The organism is Citrobacter sedlakii (assembly GCF_018128425.1).
Taxonomy (GTDB): Bacteria; Pseudomonadota; Gammaproteobacteria; order Enterobacterales; family Enterobacteriaceae; genus Citrobacter_A; species Citrobacter_A sedlakii.
This window is the reverse complement of the sequence record NZ_CP071070.1, coordinates 1,440,857-1,460,643: the sequence shown is the minus strand read 5'-3', so window position 1 is coordinate 1,460,643 and position 19,787 is coordinate 1,440,857. Positions and strand designations below refer to the sequence as shown.

21 protein-coding genes are annotated in these 19,787 nt (G+C 55.1%); 8 read left to right on the top strand and 13 right to left on the bottom strand.

Annotated features, from left to right (window positions below):
- Nucleotides 1-43: 43 nt before the first annotated feature.
- The 4 genes from cysK to crr all read left to right on the top strand — a co-directional run bounded on the left by cysK (nt 44) and on the right by crr (nt 3,979).
- The gene (gene cysK, locus JY391_RS06930) at nt 44-1,015 is read left to right on the top strand and encodes a cysteine synthase A (protein WP_042290830.1); all 972 of its coding nucleotides are present in this window, start codon (nt 44-46) and stop codon (nt 1,013-1,015) included.
- Nucleotides 1,016-1,397: 382 nt separating this feature from the next.
- A complete protein-coding gene (gene ptsH, locus JY391_RS06925; protein WP_000487600.1) occupies nt 1,398-1,655 on the top strand; it encodes a phosphocarrier protein Hpr in 258 nt (85 codons plus the stop codon).
- 46 nt (nt 1,656-1,701) lie between these two features.
- On the top strand, nt 1,702-3,429 hold the full coding sequence (ptsI, locus tag JY391_RS06920) for a phosphoenolpyruvate-protein phosphotransferase PtsI (protein ID WP_042290832.1): 1,728 nt from the start codon (nt 1,702-1,704) through the stop codon (nt 3,427-3,429).
- Between the two features lie 40 nt (nt 3,430-3,469).
- Entirely contained in the window at nt 3,470-3,979 is a 510-nt protein-coding gene (crr, locus tag JY391_RS06915; RefSeq protein WP_042290834.1) for a PTS glucose transporter subunit IIA, read from the top strand.
- Nucleotides 3,980-4,040: 61 nt separating this feature from the next.
- Here the strand turns inward: crr and JY391_RS06910 are convergent, their stop codons facing one another.
- Together JY391_RS06910 and pdxK are read right to left on the bottom strand one after the other, a co-directional pair.
- On the bottom strand, nt 4,041-4,283 hold the full coding sequence (locus JY391_RS06910; RefSeq protein ID WP_181822790.1) for a cytoplasmic protein: 243 nt from the start codon (nt 4,281-4,283) through the stop codon (nt 4,041-4,043).
- The gene (gene pdxK / locus JY391_RS06905; RefSeq protein WP_211935451.1) at nt 4,280-5,146 is read right to left on the bottom strand and encodes a pyridoxine/pyridoxal/pyridoxamine kinase; all 867 of its coding nucleotides are present in this window, start codon (nt 5,144-5,146) and stop codon (nt 4,280-4,282) included. Before pdxK ends, JY391_RS06910 begins: the two co-directional genes overlap by 4 nt.
- Before the next feature lie 82 nt (nt 5,147-5,228).
- On the opposite strand from pdxK, the gene ptsJ reads away from it, so the two are divergent.
- Together ptsJ and JY391_RS06895 are read left to right on the top strand one after the other, a co-directional pair.
- A complete protein-coding gene (ptsJ, locus tag JY391_RS06900) occupies nt 5,229-6,521 on the top strand; it encodes a MocR-like B6 salvage transcription factor PtsJ (RefSeq protein WP_199956614.1) in 1,293 nt (430 codons plus the stop codon).
- Nucleotides 6,522-6,533: 12 nt separating this feature from the next.
- Entirely contained in the window at nt 6,534-7,274 is a 741-nt protein-coding gene (locus tag JY391_RS06895) for a type 1 glutamine amidotransferase (RefSeq protein WP_211935450.1), read from the top strand.
- Between the two features lie 207 nt (nt 7,275-7,481).
- On the opposite strand, the gene cysM is transcribed toward JY391_RS06895, so the two are convergent.
- From cysM to murR, 7 genes are all read right to left on the bottom strand, one after another.
- Nucleotides 7,482-8,393, bottom strand: a complete 912-nt coding sequence (gene cysM / locus JY391_RS06890; RefSeq protein ID WP_042290846.1) for a cysteine synthase CysM — start codon at nt 8,391-8,393, stop codon at nt 7,482-7,484.
- 66 nt (nt 8,394-8,459) lie between these two features.
- Complete coding sequence (cysA, locus tag JY391_RS06885) at nt 8,460-9,554, bottom strand: sulfate/thiosulfate ABC transporter ATP-binding protein CysA (protein ID WP_199956613.1); 1,095 nt, start codon at nt 9,552-9,554, stop codon at nt 8,460-8,462.
- Nucleotides 9,544-10,419, bottom strand: a complete 876-nt coding sequence (cysW, locus tag JY391_RS06880; protein WP_060570567.1) for a sulfate/thiosulfate ABC transporter permease CysW — start codon at nt 10,417-10,419, stop codon at nt 9,544-9,546. Before cysW ends, cysA begins: the two co-directional genes overlap by 11 nt.
- Entirely contained in the window at nt 10,419-11,252 is an 834-nt protein-coding gene (cysT, locus tag JY391_RS06875) for a sulfate/thiosulfate ABC transporter permease CysT (protein ID WP_042290851.1), read from the bottom strand. The genes cysW and cysT overlap by 1 nt, the downstream gene beginning before the upstream one ends.
- Nucleotides 11,252-12,268 carry a thiosulfate/sulfate ABC transporter substrate-binding protein CysP gene (gene cysP, locus JY391_RS06870; RefSeq protein ID WP_042290852.1) on the bottom strand — a complete coding sequence of 339 codons (1,017 nt, stop codon included), beginning with the start codon at nt 12,266-12,268 and terminating at the stop codon, nt 11,252-11,254. Before cysP ends, cysT begins: the two co-directional genes overlap by 1 nt.
- Nucleotides 12,269-12,421: 153 nt before the next feature.
- Nucleotides 12,422-13,213: an SDR family oxidoreductase UcpA gene (ucpA, locus tag JY391_RS06865; RefSeq protein WP_042290853.1), complete on the bottom strand. Its 792-nt coding sequence runs from the start codon at nt 13,211-13,213 to the stop codon at nt 12,422-12,424.
- Nucleotides 13,214-13,338: 125 nt separating this feature from the next.
- A complete protein-coding gene (murR, locus tag JY391_RS06860) occupies nt 13,339-14,199 on the bottom strand; it encodes an HTH-type transcriptional regulator MurR (RefSeq protein WP_042290854.1) in 861 nt (286 codons plus the stop codon).
- A gap of 257 nt (nt 14,200-14,456) precedes the next feature.
- Between murR and murP the strand changes: the two genes are divergently transcribed.
- Nucleotides 14,457-15,890: a PTS N-acetylmuramic acid transporter subunit IIBC gene (gene murP / locus JY391_RS06855; protein WP_211935449.1), complete on the top strand. Its 1,434-nt coding sequence runs from the start codon at nt 14,457-14,459 to the stop codon at nt 15,888-15,890.
- 3 nt (nt 15,891-15,893) lie between these two features.
- Nucleotides 15,894-17,192, top strand: a complete 1,299-nt coding sequence (gene pbp4b, locus JY391_RS06850) for a penicillin binding protein PBP4B (RefSeq protein WP_211935448.1) — start codon at nt 15,894-15,896, stop codon at nt 17,190-17,192.
- A gap of 91 nt (nt 17,193-17,283) precedes the next feature.
- On the opposite strand, the gene JY391_RS06845 is transcribed toward pbp4b, so the two are convergent.
- The 4 genes from JY391_RS06845 to JY391_RS06830 all read right to left on the bottom strand — a co-directional run bounded on the left by JY391_RS06845 (nt 17,284) and on the right by JY391_RS06830 (nt 19,775).
- On the bottom strand, nt 17,284-18,183 hold the full coding sequence (locus tag JY391_RS06845; RefSeq protein ID WP_200034812.1) for a Dyp-type peroxidase: 900 nt from the start codon (nt 18,181-18,183) through the stop codon (nt 17,284-17,286).
- Nucleotides 18,184-18,278: 95 nt separating this feature from the next.
- Entirely contained in the window at nt 18,279-18,854 is a 576-nt protein-coding gene (locus tag JY391_RS06840) for an RpoE-regulated lipoprotein (protein WP_042290861.1), read from the bottom strand.
- A 59-nt stretch (nt 18,855-18,913) separates the two neighbouring features.
- Nucleotides 18,914-19,363, bottom strand: coding sequence for a DUF2919 domain-containing protein (locus JY391_RS06835; protein WP_060570560.1), 450 nt, complete (start codon nt 19,361-19,363; stop codon nt 18,914-18,916).
- On the bottom strand, nt 19,350-19,775 hold the full coding sequence (locus JY391_RS06830; RefSeq protein WP_181822783.1) for a GNAT family acetyltransferase: 426 nt from the start codon (nt 19,773-19,775) through the stop codon (nt 19,350-19,352). Before JY391_RS06830 ends, JY391_RS06835 begins: the two co-directional genes overlap by 14 nt.
- Nucleotides 19,776-19,787: the final 12 nt, after the last annotated feature.

Here is a 19,787-nt window from a genome sequence, read left to right as displayed (position 1 = left end):
ATGCTGGGAAGGTATCCCAATTTCATACAGTTAAGGACAGGCCATGAGTAAGATTTTTGAAGATAACTCGCTGACTATCGGTCATACGCCGCTGGTTCGACTGAACCGCATCGGTAACGGACGCATTCTGGCGAAGGTGGAGTCACGTAACCCGAGCTTCAGCGTGAAGTGCCGTATCGGTGCCAATATGATTTGGGATGCCGAAAAACGCGGCGTACTGAAACCGGGCGTGGAACTGGTTGAACCGACCAGCGGCAACACCGGTATCGCACTGGCTTACGTCGCTGCCGCGCGCGGCTATAAGCTGACGCTAACCATGCCGGAAACGATGAGCATCGAGCGCCGCAAGCTGCTGAAAGCGCTGGGTGCGAATCTGGTGCTGACCGAAGGCGCGAAAGGCATGAAGGGCGCGATTCAGAAAGCGGAAGAGATTGTCGCCAGCGATCCGGCGAAATACCTGCTGCTTCAGCAGTTCAGCAACCCGGCGAACCCGGAGATACATGAAAAAACCACCGGCCCGGAAATCTGGGAAGATACCGATGGTCAAGTGGATGTGTTTATTTCTGGCGTGGGTACAGGCGGTACGCTGACTGGCGTATCCCGCTACATCAAAGGCACAAAGGGTAAAGCAGACCTCATCACTGTCGCCGTCGAACCGACTGATTCTCCGGTTATCGCGCAGGCCCTGGCTGGCGAAGAGCTGAAGCCAGGCCCGCACAAAATTCAGGGCATCGGCGCGGGCTTTATTCCAGGCAACCTTGATCTCAAACTGATTGATAAAGTCATTGGCATCACCAATGAAGAGGCGATTTCTACCGCACGCCGTCTGATGGAAGAAGAAGGAATTCTGGCGGGCATCTCCTCCGGCGCAGCCGTCGCTGCCGCGCTTAAATTGCAGGAAGATGAAACCTTTACCAATAAGAATATTGTGGTTATCCTACCGTCCTCGGGTGAGCGTTATCTGAGCACCGCATTGTTTGCCGATCTCTTTACTGAGAAAGAACTGCAACAGTGATGCCAGCTTGTTAAAAACGCGTAAAAAAGCACCTTTTCAGGTGCTTTTTTGTGGCCTGCTTCAAACTTTCACCCCACCTGGCATTGATTCACCCCGTTGGGTCTGGTATTTAACCTGACTAATTATTTTGAAGCGCGAAATTAATCGTTACAGGAAAACTCCCTGCTGAATCGATTTTATGATTTGGTTCAATTCTTGATTTCGCGGCATAATGTTTAATGACGAGCGAAACGTCAGCGGCCAGAAGTTGCCTGCAACGGATTGCGTATAACACCTGGTGTGTCGCGTCCGTTTACGTCGGCACTAACAATACAGGCTAAAGTCGAACCGCCAGGCTAGACTTTAGTTCCACAACACTAAACCTATAAGTTGGGGAAATACAATGTTCCAGCAAGAAGTTACCATTACCGCTCCGAACGGTCTGCATACCCGCCCTGCTGCTCAGTTTGTTAAAGAAGCGAAAGGCTTCACGTCTGAGATTACTGTGACTTCCAACGGCAAAAGCGCAAGCGCAAAAAGCCTGTTCAAACTGCAAACTCTGGGTCTGACTCAGGGCACCGTGGTCACCATTTCTGCGGAAGGTGAAGACGAGCAGAAAGCGGTTGAACATCTGGTCAAGCTGATGGCGGAACTGGAATAAGTTTTTCCGGGTTCTTTTAAAAATCAGTCACAAGTAAGGTAGGGTTATGATTTCAGGCATTTTAGCATCCCCGGGTATCGCTTTCGGCAAGGCACTTTTGCTGAAAGAAGACGAAATCGTCATTGACCGGAAAAAAGTTTCTGCCGACAAGGTTGATCAGGAAGTTGAACGTTTTCTGAGCGGTCGTGCCAAGGCATCTGCGCAATTAGAAGCGATCAAAACCAAAGCTGGTGAAACGTTCGGTGAAGAAAAAGAAGCCATCTTCGAAGGGCATATCATGCTGCTCGAAGATGAGGAGCTGGAGCAGGAAATCATAGCCCTGATTAAAGATAAGCACATGACGGCTGACGCAGCTGCGCATGAAGTTATCGAAGGTCAGGCCACTGCCCTGGAAGAACTGGATGATGAATACCTGAAAGAACGTGCGGCTGATGTGCGTGATATCGGTAAGCGCCTGCTGCGCAACATCCTGGGTTTGGCGATCATCGACCTGAGCGCAATCAAAGACGAGGTTATCCTGGTTGCCGCTGACCTGACCCCGTCCGAAACCGCACAGCTGAACCTGCAAAAAGTGCTGGGTTTCATCACCGACGCGGGCGGCCGTACCTCCCACACCTCAATCATGGCGCGTTCTCTTGAACTGCCTGCTATCGTGGGTACCGGCAGCGTTACCTCTCAGGTTAAAAACGACGACTATCTGATTCTGGATGCCGTAAACAACCAGGTTTACGTCAACCCGACTAACGAAGAAATTGAAAAACTGCGCGCCGTGCAGGAACAGGTTGCCACCGAGAAAGCGGAACTGGCGAAACTGAAAGATCTGCCGGCAATCACCCTGGATGGCCATCAGGTTGAAGTGTGCGCAAACATCGGTACCGTACGTGACGTCGAAGGCGCAGAGCGTAACGGCGCCGAAGGCGTTGGCCTGTATCGTACTGAATTCCTGTTTATGGACCGCGACGCGCTACCGACTGAAGAAGAACAGTTTGCGGCGTACAAAGCTGTTGCTGAAGCCTGCGGCTCTCAGGCAGTTATCGTGCGTACTATGGACATCGGCGGCGACAAAGAGCTGCCGTACATGAATTTCCCGAAAGAAGAGAACCCGTTCCTGGGCTGGCGCGCTGTGCGTATCGCCATGGATCGCAAAGAGATCCTGCGTGACCAGGTTCGCGCTATCCTGCGCGCGTCCGCTTTCGGTAAACTGCGCATTATGTTCCCGATGATCATCTCTGTTGAAGAAGTGCGCGCACTGAAGAAAGAGATCGAAATCTACAAACAGGAACTGCGTGACGAAGGTAAAGCATTTGACGAAGCAATCGAGATTGGCGTGATGGTGGAAACACCGGCTGCGGCGACGATTGCGCGTCATTTAGCCAAAGAAGTTGATTTCTTTAGTATCGGCACCAATGATTTAACGCAGTACACGCTGGCAGTTGACCGTGGTAATGATATGATTTCACATCTTTACCAGCCAATGTCACCGTCCGTGCTGAACTTGATCAAGCAAGTTATTGATGCTTCTCATGCAGAAGGTAAATGGACTGGCATGTGTGGTGAGCTTGCAGGCGACGAACGTGCTACACTTCTGTTGCTGGGGATGGGTCTGGACGAATTCTCTATGAGCGCCATTTCTATCCCGCGCATTAAGAAGATTATCCGTAACACGAACTTCGAAGATGCGAAGGTGTTAGCAGAGCAGGCTCTTGCTCAACCGACAACGGACGAGTTAATGACGCTGGTTAACAAGTTCATTGAAGAAAAAACAATCTGCTAATCCACGAGATGCGGCCCAATTTACTGCTTAGGAGAAGATCATGGGTTTGTTTGATAAACTGAAATCTCTGGTTTCTGATGATAAGAAAGACACCGGAACTATTGAGATTGTTGCTCCGCTCTCTGGCGAGATCGTCAACATCGAAGACGTGCCGGATGTAGTTTTTGCGGAAAAAATCGTTGGTGATGGTATCGCCATCAAACCAACCGGTAACAAAATGGTCGCGCCTGTTGACGGTACCATCGGCAAAATCTTTGAAACCAACCATGCGTTCTCTATCGAATCCGATAGCGGTATCGAGCTGTTCGTGCACTTCGGTATCGACACCGTTGAGCTGAAAGGCGAAGGCTTCAAGCGTATCGCGGAAGAAGGTCAGCGCGTGAAAGTGGGTGACCCGGTCATCGAATTCGATCTGCCGCTGCTGGAAGAAAAAGCCAAGTCCACTCTGACGCCGGTCGTTATCTCCAACATGGACGAGATCAAAGAACTGACCAAACTATCCGGTAGCGTGACCGTGGGTGAAACTCCGGTTATCCGCATCAAGAAGTAATTCTTGCCGCAGTGAAAAATAGCGCCTTCCGGCGCTATTTTTTTATCCGCCACTTTCACCTTTACAGCAGCGTGGCGGTGACCGGACGATAGCACTTCTCGCGCATCAGGATTTTCATGCCGTCCGGTCCACTTTCCAGCATCCGTTTTTCGGCGTCTGCGACCAGCAATTCGCACTGATACCCTCCCGCAACGCCAAACATGGCGCGCGCCACGCAAATATCCGCCAGCGCATCCACTCCACTGGTGTCGAAATGACCGACCACCCGCCCTTGTTGACGAACCACTAAGCGATAACTTTTCATTGCGCCTCCCCTGTCGGCGGCAGTATTAATTCGTCGCAGCCGCATTGTTGGGTCCACATCATGACGTCCAGCACCCTCTCTGCCGCCAGTTGCGTGGCTCGGGTTAACGTCATTTCACGTACAATGCCGCTCACCAGCTCCGCACAGAACAGATCGCCAGTGCCTTTCAGATCGGTTTCCACCCGTGGATGTTCAATAATATCCACCGATTCAGCCGTCACCACCGCCACGTTGATAGCGTCACGGTTTTGTCCGGGAGCACTGGTGATCACAATCCACTTCAGCGTATCGGTGAGCAGCGACCTCGCCGCAATCACTGCCTCATCAAGCGTATCGCACGGTTTGCCGCTCAGCATGTGCAGTTCAAAGACATTTGGCGTCAGCCCATGCGCCACTGGCAGCAGATGCTGACGGTAAGCCTCCGGGATTTCCGCTTTCACATACATACCGCTGTCCACGTCCCCTATCACCGGATCAACCAAAATGGTGATATTGGGGTGGTGCTGGCGCACGTTCTGCAACCATTGCGCCAACAGGACGATTTGCTCTGCGCTGCCCATGTAACCGGTGGTCACCGCCTTCAGCTCGCGCAGGGCGTCGCGCTCACTCAGCGCCTGTAAATAGCCGTTAAACCAGTCGGCAGGAATAATGCCGCCATAAAACGTCTCGTAATGCGGCGTATTACTGAACAGCACCGTAGGTACCGCCGTGACGCGCAAACCTTTTGCCTTAATAGCCGGCACCGCAATGCTGTTACCCACGCTGCCGTACACCACCTGTGACTGAACGGCGACAATGTCGGTTTGTAACGCCCGATGGCTATCGCTAAAAAGCACTGACTGTATATCACTCTCCTGCGCCATAAACATCTCCTCTCACTGGACAGCGGGCTGGCGCCTCACTATTATCGTCATATGCTAAAATTCATTTTGTCATAGGTCAATAATGATCGACGGAAAAACCGCCAGCGAAATCTTTGACAGCATCCGCCAGCATATCACCAGCGGAGCGTTACGTTCGGGGGATACCTTACCTCCCGTGCGTGAACTGGCCCAGGCGCTGAACGTCAACCGAAATACTGTCGCTGCGGCCTACAAACGGCTGGTCATCTCCGGGCTGGCGCTGAGTCAGGGGCGCAACGGCACGGTGATAAACGGCGCCTCTGCGCCAGTTGCGCTGGAAGGAAGCGATCCGCACACTCCGCTTGTCGATCTTTCCGGCGGCAATCCCGCAGCGGATCGTCTCCCCGAGCTGGGACGCTATCTAAAAACGCTCACGCATACTCACCGCTTGTACGGCGATGAAGCGTTATCGCCCGCGTTACAACAGTGGGCGCAAACATGGATGAAGGATGCCACCCCTGCCGAAGGCGAAATTGATATTACCAGCGGCGCCATTGATGCCATTGAACGCCTGCTGAGCGCCCACCTGCTGCCGGGCGACAGCGTGGCGGTGGAAGATCCGTGCTTTCTGAGCAGCATTAATATGCTGCGCTACAGCGGTTTTCGCGCCACGCCCGTGCGCGTTGACGAGGAAGGCATGCAACCGGACATGCTGGAGCAGGCTTTACGCCTGGGCGCACGCGCGGTGATTATTACCCCACGCGCGCATAATCCAACCGGATGCAGCCTGAGCGCCACGCGTGCCGCCGCGTTACAAAACATACTTGCACGCTATCCGCAGGTGTTAGTCATTGTCGACGATCATTTCGCCCTGCTCTCGACATCAGCCTGGCATCCGGTTATCGCCGCGGAAACCCTGCGCTGGGCGGTGGTGCGTTCAATGTCGAAAACGCTCGGCCCGGACCTGCGTCTCGCCATCGTTTCCAGCGATCCGCTGACGTCGCAGAAACTGCGCCTGCGCCTGAACGCGGGCAGCCAGTGGGTCAGTCATCTACTTCAGGATCTCGCTTCTGCCTGCCTGAACGACAGTGATTTTCAGCGCTCACTGAACCATACCCGGCAGTTTTATGCGTCCCGCCAGCAAAAGCTGGCCGGGGCGCTGGGCCAGTATGGCCTGGCCGTACCGCCGGGCGACGGTCTGAATCTGTGGCTGCCACTGAAGGACATCAGTCAGAAAACCGCTTTTATGCTGGCGAAATCAGGCTGGCTGGTGCGCGAAGGTGAGGCATTTGGCGTGAACGAACCTGCACACGGTCTGCGTATCACGCTGTCGACATTGAGCGACAGCGATATCAACACCCTGGCGGCTGATATTTATCAGGCGCTGAATGGCTAACAGGAGAAGAGCGTGCGAGTACATTTTGTTGTTCACGAATCATTTGAATCCACCGGCGCCTATCTGCCATGGGCAGAACAACTGGGCTATACCCTCTCATGGTCTCGCGTTTATGCCGGAGAACCCGTGCCGAAGAACGCGGACGGCTTTGACATGCTGGTTGTATTTGGCGGCCCCCAGTCGCCGCGAACAACGCTTGCAGAATGTCCGTACTTTGACTCGCTGGCGGAACAGCATCTCATTAATCAGGCGATAAGCGCCGGACGTATTGTGGTGGGCATCTGTCTTGGCGCGCAATTGATTGGCGAAGCATTGGGCGCAAAGGTCTGTAAAAGCCCGGAAAAAGAGATCGGTCATTTCCCTATTACGCTGACCGCAGCAGGCAAAGAGCATCCGTTTTTCTCTCACTTTGATTCTCCACTGAGTGTCGGTCACTGGCATAACGATATGCCGGGATTAACCGATCAGGCGACCGTCATTGCGGAAAGTAAAGGCTGTCCGCGACAAATTGTGCAGTTTGGTCATTTCATTTACGGCTTCCAGTGCCACATGGAGTTTACCGCCGAGTCCGTCGAAGGGTTAATTAGGCACTCCCAACAGGAACTGGCGGAAGCCGCAGGGAAAACGTTCATCCGTTCGGTAAAGGAAATGCGCGAATGGAATTACCAGGAAATGAATGAAACGCTGTGGCGATTTCTGGATAAACTTCTGCAAGCACATTCAGAAAATTACCCCGGTCGCGGGTGCAACTAAACGCAGGACGCCTTGTCAGAACTACGAAGGATTTCTCATCGCAAGGAAGGCAGGGAAAGACCATTGCTGTTTTTCCCAGAACGTATGACCGGAAAGCGCCTGCGGCAGAGAAAACGGATAACTTCGTTCGTGAACTGCTGACTGCTGATTTAAAAGAAAAAGCCTAATCTACGTCAAACCGGTCAGTGACACACTGACCGGCATTAGTTATATCCCCGCCCCCTGGCTGAAATGCTCTTCGCCAAACACACCCGTGGAAAGGTAACGATCGCCACGATCGCAGATAATCGCCACAACGACGGCGCCCGGTGTCGCCTGCGCCACACGAATCGCCCCGGCCACCGCGCCACCGGAACTGACACCGCAGAAAATCCCTTCCCGCACCGCCAGCTCGCGCATGGTGTTTTCCGCAGCCTGCTGATGAATATCCAGTACCTCGTCAACCAGCGAGGCGTTAAATATTCCCGGCATATATTCCGCAGGCCAACGGCGGATCCCCGGAATACTGCTGCCCTCTTCCGGTTGAAGGCCAACAATGGTGACAGGCTTCGCCTGCTCGCGCAGAAAACGCGACACGCCAGTGATTGTGCCGGTCGTGCCCATACTGGAGACAAAATGGGTGATGCGCCCGGCAGTTTGCTGCCAGATCTCCGGCCCGGTGGTGCTGTAATGCGCCAGCGGGTTATCAGGGTTGTTAAACTGATCGAGCAGTTTACCCTCTCCGCGTTCTGACATGGCTAACGCTAAGTCGCGCGCCCCTTCCATGCCCTGCTCTTTGCTGACCAGAATCAGCTCTGCGCCATAAGCGCGCATTGCCGCGCGACGCTCCTGGCTCATGTTGTCCGGCATCAGCAGGGTCATGCGGTAGCCTTTCAGCGCGGCAATCATCGCCAGCGCAATCCCGGTATTTCCACTGGTTGCTTCAATGAGTACGTCGCCTGGTTTAATTTCCCCGCGCTTTTCCGCCTGCACGATCATCGATAGCGCAGCGCGATCTTTCACCGACCCGGCGGGATTGTTACCTTCCAGTTTGAGCCAGATTTCACTGCCGTTGTCCGGCCCCATCCGCTGCAATTTCACCAAAGGCGTATTGCCGATTGTTTGTTCTAGTGTGTTCACGTCTTTTGTCCAACTCAATGCCCGATGGCGCTACGCTTATCGCGCCTGGGTAAAATCATCCCGGGATTACGCTATTTCTGCCAATACCACATCTTCATGGCGCTCAATGCGCTGCTCGCCATTATACAGCCGGGCATTTTGCAGGCCGACAAACAGGCGTTCGCCGCGCGCCGGGGTATCGTCGCCCTGCATTACCACCGTCAGCGGTTCGTTATACCACCCCAGCGGCTGCACGACTAACTGGGTATAGTGGCCTTTCGGGCTGGCTTCGATCACCTGTACCGGCAATGGCGAGTCGAGACTGGTACGACGGCTAATGTCCACTTCCCACGGACGCAGGAACAGATCGACCGGCCCCTGATACGCAGGGGTATAACCCAGCGGCCAGCGGTGCGCGCCGACGTGGAACTGCGCGCCGCGAACAGTGCCCTGCAGTCGGTTCACCTCGCCCATAAACTCCAGCACGAAGCGGGTGGCCGGTTCGCGCCAGACCTGATCCGGCGCGTCGGCCTGTTCAATATGGCCCTGGCTCATCACCACCACCCGGTCCGCCACTTCGGTCGCTTCTTCCTGATCGTGGGTCACAAACACGCTGGTGAATTTCAGCTCTTCATGCAACTGACGCAGCCAGCGCCTGAGCTCTTTACGCACCTGGGCATCCAGCGCGCCGAAGGGTTCGTCGAGCAATAAAATTTGCGGCTCAACGGCGAGCGCGCGCGCCAGCGCCACCCGCTGTTTCTGCCCGCCGGAAAGTTGCGCCGGAAAACGATCCGCCAGGTGCGCAAGTTGCACCATTTCCAGCAGTTTGGTCACTTTCGTCTTGATAGCGGCCGCATTCGGTCGTTCACGACGCGGCAGCACCGTCAGGCCAAAAGCGATGTTGTCAAAGACGGTCATATGGCGAAACAGCGCGTAGTGCTGAAACACAAACCCGACCTTACGGTCGCGGGCATGCAGGCGGCTGACATCAGTGCCGTGAAAACGAATATGCCCGCTGGTCTGATGCTCAAGCCCGGCGATAATCCGCAGCAGCGTGGTTTTACCAGAGCCGGACGGCCCCAGTAGTGCCACCATCTGACCAGAAGGAATATCCAGCGAGATATCGTTCAGCACCTGGGTGCGACCAAAAGACTTCTTAATATTGGCAATCTCAATGCTCATGATGTTCCTCCTGTTGCGCGCGTTTTTCCTGATTCTCCAGGCGCCATTGCAACATGCTCTTTAAAAACAGGGTAATAATCGCCATCAGCGTCAGCAGCGCGGCGGCGGTAAAGGAGCCAACGGTGTTATAGTCCTGCTCCAACAATTCAATCTGTAACGGCAGCGACAGCGTTTCGCCGCGAATTGAGCCGGACACCACCGACACCGCGCCAAATTCGCCAATCGCCCGGGCGTTAGTCAGTACCACGCCGTACAGCAGCGCCCAGCGGATATTGGGCAGCGTTACGCGGCGGAACATCTGCCAGCCGGAAGCGCCGAGTAAAATCGCCGCCTCGTCCTCCTGACTGCCCTGACTGAGCATCACCGGCACCAGTTCTCGCACCACAAACGGACAGGTGACAAAGATAGTGACCAGCACCATCCCCGGCCAGGAGAACATAATTTGCAGGTTATGCTCGTCCAGCCAGCCGCCCAGCGGGCCGTTGGAACCATAGAACAGCAGATACACCAGCCCGGCGACCACCGGCGATACCGCAAACGGAATATCCAGCAGCGTGAGCAAAAGCTGGCGACCGGGAAAGTTAAAACGCGTCACCAGCCAGGCCAGCAGAACGCCAAACACCAGGTTCACCGGCACCGCGATCAGCGCAATCAGCACCGTCAGCCAGATGGCATGGAGCATGTCCGGGTCAGATAAATTCTCAATAACCGGCATCAGCCCACGGCTGAACGCCTGTACGAAGATGTAAATCATCGGCACCAGCAAAATGAACGCTGAAACCAGCATACCGACGCCAATCAGAAGCCATTTTCCCCAGTTAATGCGGGGAGCGTCATAACGCTTCAATTGAGTAACTTCCGCCATTAGTGACCTACCACGCGTCGGCCAAAGCGACTTTGCAGAGTGTTAATCGAAAACAGCAGCAGCAGCGAAGCCGCGAGGATCACCGAAGCGATCGCGCTGGCGGCGGGGTAATCAAATTCCTGCAACCGCACGAAAATCATCAGCGACGTCACTTCCGTTTTCCAGGCGATATTCCCGGCGATAAAAATCACCGCCCCGAACTCGCCGAGGCTGCGGGTAAAGGACAGGGCAACTCCCGCCACCAGCGCAGGCGACAGTTCCGGTAGCACGACTTTACGAAAACTTTGCAGACGCGTTGCGCCCAGCGTTTCCGCCGCTTCTTCATATTCCGGGCCCAGTTCTTCCAGCACCGGCTGCACGGTGCGTACCACAAACGGAATGCTGGTAAAGGCCATCGCCACCGCAATCCCCAGCCAGGTATACGTAACTTTGATGTCGACGCTCGCCAAAAACTGGCCGTAAAAACCATTGACTGAAAACAGTGAAGCCAGCGTCAAACCTGCGACTGCGGTTGGCAAGGCGAACGGCAGATCCATCAGCGCGTCCAGCAGTGTGCGCCCCGGGAAACGGTAGCGGGTTAAGATCCACGCCATCAGCAGGCCAAATACGCCGTTAAAAATCGACGCCACGAACGCCGCCAGCAACGTCACTTTATAGGCTGCGACCACCTGCGGGTTAGTGATGACCTCCCAGTATTGCGCCCAGCTCATTTGCGAGAGCTGCATCACCAGCGCGCTCAGCGGCAACAGCAAAATCAGGCAGACGAACAGCAGGCTGGTGCCCAGGCTTAAGGTAAAGCCCGGCAGTACGCGTCTGGAGGAGACAGCAAACATTACTTACGCCCCGCCGCCAGCAGTTTGTCCAGTTCGCCGCCGCTGGCGAAATGGGTTTTCATGACATCCGGCCAGGCGCCAAACTTATCTTCCACGCGGAACAGTTCGGTCTGTGGGAATTGATCCTTCAGTTTATCCATGACTTCCGGGTTATTCACCCGGTAATAAAAACCGGTAATGATGGTCTGCGCCTGTGGGCTATACAGCCAGTTCAGGTACGCTTTCGCCGCTTTTTCCGTCCCGTTGGCTTGCACATTTTTATCGACCCACGCGACCGGGAATTCCGCCAGAATGTTGGTTTTCGGGATCACCACTTCAAAGCCCTGCGCTTCGTACTGTTTACGGATGTTGTTCACTTCGGACTCGAAGCTTATCAGCACATCGCCCAGCCCGCGTTCGGCGAACGTGGTGGTGGCGCCGCGTCCGCCGGTATCAAACACTTCGACGTTCTTCAGGAACTGAGTCATGAACTGCTCGGTTTTGGCTTTGTCGCCACCGTCAGCATTATCTGCCGCGCCCCAGGCCGCCAGATAGGTATAGCGCGCGTTACCGGAGGTTTTGGGGTTTGGGAAGATCAGCTTCACGTCGGAACGCACGAGATCGTTCCAGTCCTGAATGTTTTTCGGATTGCCTTTACGCACCAGGAAGCCCATCGTGGAATAGAATGGCGAGCTGTTGTTCGGCAAACGGCTCTGCCAGTCCGCCGGGATCAGCTTGCCTTTATCATGCAGGATCTGCACGTCAGTGACCTGGTTATAGGTGACCACATCAGCTTTTAACCCCTGCAAAATCGCCAGCGCCTGTTTTGAAGAACCGGCATGAGACTGTTTGATGGTCAGCTTGTCGCCGCCGTTATCTTTCGCCCACTGTTGTTCAAATGGCGGGTTAAGGGCGGCAAACAGCTCGCGGGAAACGTCATAGGAGCTGTTAAGCAGTTCCGTCGCCTGCGCCTGCCCGACCAGCAACAGCGACGCAACCAGCGCCAGAGAGTTCTTTTTCAGTAAGTTAACGGCCATTGCGCACCCTTATAAAATTAATGACTTTCTAATAGCCATAATATTTATAACCAGTGTGAAAGGAGTAACGGTTTTATATACCGTTTGCTGATTTGAAAGTTGAAAAGGGAATAAGAGAACCCCTTCCGGTCAGCGGAAGGGGTGTAACGTCGGTCAGACGCCGACGCTGACGCTTTCCGGCAGCGTGCTGCCGCCGTCAATCACGTTTTGGGTGCCCGTGAGATAGCTGGACTCGTCGGAGGCCAGGAACGCCGCCAGTTCGCCCACTTCCAGCGGACAGGCCAGACGACGCAGTGGTATCGCCTTCGCCATTTCTGTCAGCACCGATTCCGGATCGTCCGCGTTGGACTGGCGGGCGATGCTTTCCGCCATTGGCGTACGTACGTAGCCCGGGCAAATGGCGTTCACGCGGATCCCCGATTGCGCAAATTCCACCGCCAGCGATTTGGTCAGGCCGACAATCGCCGCCTTCGACAACGCATAAGCAGTTTCACCCGGATCGGCCACCATATCGCCGGTCACCGAAGACATCATCACAATGCGGCCATCTTTACGTTTTACCATTTCCGGCAATACGGCTTTCGTGACGTTCCAGACGCCTTTAATGTTGACATCAATATGGAAGTCGCGATCTTCATCGCTCATCTCGAGGAAACCGCCGAGGCGACACACGCCCGCGTTGTTGACGAGGATATCGATGCGTCCTTCCACCTCTTTCGCTCGCTTGATCGCTGCGGCGACAGACGCCGGATCCGTTACATCCGCCACCACGGCCGTGCAGCGATGACCGCGTCCACCCAGTTCGTCCGCCAGCTTTTCAATCTCATCGGAGATATCCAGCAGGATTAAGTTCGCGCCGTGGCGAGCAAACACTCTGGCGATCCCTTCGCCAATGCCCTTCGATGCGCCCGTAATCAATGCTGTTTTGCCCGTGAGTTTACCCATTTCAATGCTCTCCTTGTGAATATGAAGTCTTACACTCCATTAACAACGAAAATACATTAAAAACAGATAAGTGCTGAGGAACAGCTCACTAATTAAGGTAAATCTTAGGAAAAAATGCGCCGGAATCAGTCCCGGAGCAGATTTATCAACTCACTGCTGCGTTCGATCATTCGTAATGACTCGACATCATTACGCTGTACCAACCCGACAAAGAGCAGGTCGGTGACCGAGTTCTGGGCGGTACGCGTCGACATAGATGAACTGCGCCATGCCTTCTCACTCGAAACCGTGTCCAGCGTGTAATGCGCCAGCCGGCGCAGCGGGGAATCAGCAAGCGAAGTAATGGCAATCACCGTCGCCCCCCGTTCGCGCGCCGCTTGCGCGCACAGTACGATCTCCTTTTTGGCGCCGCTGTAGGAGATCGCCAGTTGCACATCGCCCTTCTGCAACGCCTGCGCAACCGTCACCTGCACATGCGTATCCGCTTCACAGGCCACGCGATAGCCAATCTTCATCAGTTTAAACGACAGATCGCGTCCCACCAGCGCCGACCCGCCCAGTCCGGTTATCTGAATAAACCCGGCGCGACTGATGGTTTCAATCACCTGTTTCAGCCGGACGAAATCCATCAGGCCACTGGTCTCTTCCAGGGCGGATAATTTTTCGCGATTCAGCTTACGGGCAATGACCTCCAGGCTGTCTTCGCTGGTGATTGAGCTGTGCAGATGTAGCGCTTTATCCTGCTTTTTTTCGCGCCTGGCGCTGTTTTCTTCAATCAGCGCCATTCGTAATTCAGTAAACCCCTTCGCCCCCAGCTTTTGGGCAAATTTGACAATACTCGACTGGCTAACCTGCAACTGCTTCGCGAGCTGACGGGAGGAGACGGTTTTTAGCTCGTTGAGATGAGCCAACAGAAATTCAGCGATCTTGCGTTCATTGTCGGTAAATTCTGCTTCAGCGCTGCGTATTTTCGCCAGAAAAAACATGTCGTCTTACTCTCCCCTGTTAACGGATTTCTCAATTCTACCGCCTGCCCGGCAGGATACCCGATTGTTTGCCAGAGTATGACTACCCTCACATTCTTCACACGGCAATTCAACGATTCCATTGCGATGTAAAACAGAGAATATATGATTCCATTCATTTTCCATAGTAGCAGCCCCGTTAAGCTGTAAAGTTTGTGGCGCTCTCGACAAAATGGCGGCGGTAGCATTCACCCGGGACCGGAGAAGGAATAAAGCGAATGGCAAAAGAAATCAGCATTGATCTCCTGCAGGCAATCCTCTCCCGGGTTGGCGGAGCGGAAAACATTGCCCGGTGCGGAAACTGCATGACGCGTTTACGCCTGACGGTACATGACAGTCGTCTGGTTGACGCCAGCATCAAAACGCTGGAAGGCATTAAAGGCGTGGTGCTGTCGGATAATCAGGTTCAGGTCATTTTTGGCCCCGGCAAAGCGCAGCGGGCAGCGGATGCCATGAATGCCCTCCTTGAAAACGGCGGCCCTGCCGTTACGGCTGGCGCGGCGGAGATTGCCGCAAACACCAAAAAGCAGATCAAAGCGAAACAGACCTCCGGCATTCAGCAGTTCCTCGCCAGGTTTGCCACCATCTTTACGCCGCTGATCCCCGGTTTTATTGCCGCAGGCCTGCTGCTGGGGATTGCCACACTTCTTGCTACGGTGCTGCACGTGCCGGCAGATGCGCAGGGCGCCTTGCCCGACGCGCTGAACTTTATGAAGGTCTTCAGTAAAGGACTTTTCACCTTCCTGGTGATCCTGATTGGCTATAACGCCGCACAGGCCTTTGGTGGAACGGGCGTAAACGGCGCCATCATCGCCTCACTGTTTCTGCTGGGCTATAACCCTGCCGCGACCACCGGTTATTACGCAGGCATTGAGGATTTCTTTGGCCTGACAATCGATCCTCGCGGGAACATAATCGGCGTACTGATTGCGGCATGGGCAAGTGCGCGAATTGAGAACGTCATTCGCCGCTTTATGCCGGACGATCTCGATATGCTTCTGACCGCCACGCTGACCTTACTGGTCACCGCCGCGCTGGCCTACCTGGTAATTATGCCGCTCGGCGGCTGGCTGTTCGAAGGAATGTCCTGGCTGTTTATCCACCTCAACAGTAACCCGTTAGGCTGCGCCGTGCTGGCGGGGCTGTTTCTGGTTGCGGTGGTGTTTGGCGTCCATCAGGGGTTTATTCCGGTTTATCTGGCGTTAATGAGCAGTCAGGGGTTCAACAGCCTGTTCCCTATTCTTTCTATGGCGGGTGCGGGTCAGGTCGGCGCGGCGCTGGCGCTCTACTGGCGCGCGGAAAAACACAGCGCCATCCGCAGCCAGATCCGCGGGGCGATAATCCCCGGGCTGCTCGGCGTCGGTGAACCGCTTATTTACGGCGTGACGCTGCCGCGAATGAAACCATTTATTACCGCCTGTCTGGGCGGCGCCGCAGGCGGGCTGTTTATCGGTCTGGTGGCCTGGTCAGGTTTGCCCATGGGGCTGAACAGCGCATTCGGTCCGTCAGGGCTGGTGGCCTTGCCTTTAATGACCTCTGCGCAAGGGATCCTGCCAGCCATGGCGGTGTACGCCGGGGGGATGCTGGTGGCTTACGTTGGCGGCTTTATTTTTACCGCGCTGTTTGGCTGCCGTAATGTCAATCTGGACTAAATTATGCGTAAACGTTTTCTGCTTATGTCCGCGCTGGCCCTGAGTTTTAGCCTCAGCGCAACCCCATTTCCGGTTCTTACGGAAAGTACGCCTGAAAAAGTCGGAATGGATACTGAACGTCTGAACAGGCTGGATAACTGGATAGCGCAACAGGTGGCGGCGGGCTATCCCGGGGTGAATCTGCTCATCGTGAAAGACAACCATATTGTCTATCGCAAGGCGTGGGGGGACGCCAAAAAATACAACGGTCATGTTCTGATGCCTCAGCCTATCAGGGCGACCACGGATACTCTGTACGACCTCGCCTCCAACACCAAAATGTACGCCACTAACTTTGCGCTGCAAAAGCTGATGTCAGAGGGCAAACTGCATCCGGACGATCTCGTCTCGACGTACATTCCTGGTTTTGCCGATGCGCCAGAAGATGTGATTAAAGGGAAGAATGCGTTACGGATTGCGGACCTGCTGCATCATTCCGGCGGCTTCCCTGCTGACCCGCAGTATCCGAACCAGGCCGTCGCCGGGAAACTGTACTCGCAGGATAAGGCCACGACGCTGGCGATGATCAAACGTACACCGCTGGAATACCGCCCCGGCACGAAGCATATCTACAGCGACGTCGACTATATGTTGTTGGGCTTTATCGTCGAGTCCATCACCGACCAGCCTCTCGACCACTATGTCGAAAACGCCATTTATCGTCCGCTGGGTTTAAGCCATACTGTGTTTAATCCCCTTCAGAAAGGCTTTCGTCCACCGCAGATCGCCGCGACGGAGCTGAACGGCAACACCCGCGATGGCGTGATTCATTTCCCGCATATTCGCACCACGACGTTATGGGGCGAAGTGCACGATGAAAAAGCCTTCTACTCGATGGGAGGGGTCTCCGGCCACGCGGGACTGTTTTCCACCACCGGCGATCTCGCCGTACTGATGCAAACCATGCTCAACGGCGGCGGCTACGGCAACGTCAGATTGTTCAGCCCGGAGACGGTGAAAATGTTTACCCAACGCTCGGCGCAGGACGCCACGTTCGGCCTGGGCTGGCGGGTTAACGGGAATGCCAGCATGACGCCAACATTTGGCGCGTTGGCCAGTGCGCAGGCCTACGGTCACACAGGCTGGACGGGGACGCTTACCGTTATCGATCCGGTAAACCATCTGGCCATTGTGATGTTGAGCAATAAACCTCATTCACCGGTTGCCGATCCCCAAACGAATCCGAACCTGTTCATGAGTGGCCTGCTGCCGATGGCGACATATGGGTGGGTAGTGGATCAGGTCTACGCGGCGATAAAATGACCGAATCGTACCGGATAAGGGTTCAAACAACGCCTTATCCGGCACGGCTTTCCTGATGGCGTTACGCTTATCAGGTTACAGGTTGATTCGCTTACAGCGCCAGCAGGCGATCCCGTGATGGGGCAAAGTAATAGCCGCCAGTCACCGGTTTGGTGAAGCGCAGCATCGCGTCACGTTTACCGTCGGTGTCACCGAACATGCTCAGCAACTGCTGCTCAATGTTATGCAGACGCGCGCAGTAAGCGCAGAAGTACAGGCCATGAGTGCCGCTCGCGGTGCCGTAAGGCAGACTCTGGCGAACAATTTTCAGCCCTTTACCGTCTTCTTTAAGATCGACACGGCTCAAATGAGAGGTGGCCGGACGCGCGTCGCCGTCGATCTCTTCATTCGCGTCTTTCGTGCGGCCAATCATCATCTCCTGATCGTGAATGCTCATGCGGTTGAGCTGCTTCAGGTTATGTTCCCAACGCTGCACGAACACATAGCTGCCGCCTGCATCCACACCGTCTTTAATGACCGCCACTTCACGACGCGTTTCTTCACCCGCCGGGTTTTCGGTACCGTCAACAAAACCACTGAGATCGCGCTCCTCCACCCAGCGGAAGCCATGGATTTCTTCCTGAACGTCAACGCAGTCGCCAAAGGCCTCCATCGCCGCCTGGGCTACGGAGAAATTCACATCGTGACGCAGGGAAAGAATGTGGATCAGGACGTCATACTGGGTGGCCGGTGCGAGTCCCTTACCGTAAGGGATGAAATTTTTCAGCTCTTCGGCCCCGACGCCGCCGCTCAGCGCACGCCAGGTGTCGTGTCCAAAAGCCACGACCGCGCCCAGATGCGCCTCGGGAAATTTCGCTTCAAACGTCGCCAGCTTATCGGCGAAGACTTTGCTGGCGCTGCGCAGTGCGTCAACGTCGCCTTTAACATTCGCTTCAATCCAAATCGCGGCGCGGCAATGTTCTGGCAAAATGCCACTCTGAACCTGAGACATCATTCCTCCTGGAAAATGAGAATGCCACGCGGTCGTGGCATTGATGGAGGCTATTTTACCCTGTTTTTACGCGCAGCGGTTTGTTCAGACGCAAATTAACGACGCCAGATTATCTTGCTGACTTTCCATTCTTTAAGCGTGTCATCAGACGGCATTAAGCCTTCCGGCCCATGCCATTCGCCGGAAAAGAGATAGCTAATATGCTGACTGCCTTGCGCTTTACACTCCACCGCGACGCGGTCGTCATCAGTGGCTGGCTGGCAGTTGCCAAAGGCTTTGCTGTAGAGATCGCTAAACGGCGTGCCCACGTCGACCCCGGCTTCGGAAGGAATGTCGCTGTCGAGAACATCGATGCGGCTAAGGGTGCCTTGTTCGCCATTAATGACCATCGCCACCTTGTCGTCCTTCATGGCTTCAAAAAAGCGCACGACGTTGCCGTTGGCGATTTTCATTCCGCTGCGCAGGCGATAATCCCCGTCCAGCGCGTCGGCTATCGCCTGTTCATTAAGCGGTGTGGCGGCAGTTAATGCGCCAACGCCCTGCTCGGTCACCTCCGTCGAGGAGCCAAACCAGTTCCACGGATTCGCCGCAGACCAGTTTACAGACGAGAGCGTCGAACACCCGGTCAGCGCCAGCGGCATCGCACATAACATCAAACGCAGCGATTTCATCACATTTCCTTCTTTATTCATCATCGTTGCTTGGAGTCCCGGTTCGCCAAAAAGTGCCGTTATTCTTTTTCAAGGGTGAAGCAGGCGCGTAACCGACGATGGGAGATCAGCCAGATCAACGCCACGACATCCGCCACCACCAGCGCCAGACTGACGCCGTTAACCGCTTCCCCTTGCAGCCATAGCACAAGCTGCCAGCCCAGCAGTACCGCCTGCGCCAGGATCAGTGCCGCGTAAAGCCCTCGCCAGATCGCAGGAAAAGCGTAGCGCCGCCCGCTAAGAAGGAAAGCCAGCACCGCCGGGACGCCAGGCAGCAATCCAAGCCAGAAATTATCGTGATCGGGATAAAACAAATTCAGCAGCGTATTGCCCTGTTCCCGGGAGGAACCGGCAATCACAAACAGCACCCAGGTTCGGGCCTGCAGCAACAATACCAGCCAGAACAGCGCAGGCAGGCGCAAATGGCCATGCGCGTCGTAATCAGCAGGATGAAACTCAGTATTCTTCATCTTCGATCAGGCGCTTGCCCAAACAGAGCACGTCCGTATGTTCATAGCCCAGCCGTTCGTACATGCCGAGCACCACGTCGTTATCCTCGCGCACCATGATCTGCACCTTTGGACAACCACGCGCAATGAGCTTCTTTTCCAGCCGGTTGAGCAGCGCGTTGGCGATACCACGTCCCCGGAACTCCGGGTGCACGCCAAGATAATAAGCGGATCCGCGATGGCCGTCGTATCCCCCCATCACCGTCCCGACCACCTCGCCGCTGACTTCAGCCACGAGGAACAGGCTGACGTCATGATTGAGCTTACGCTCAATATCCATTTCAGGATCGTTCCACGGACGCAGCAGATCGCAGCGCTCCCAAAGGGTGATCACCTCTTCGAAATCTTCCTGGCGAAAAACGCGTATCTCCATGGTATTTGCCGC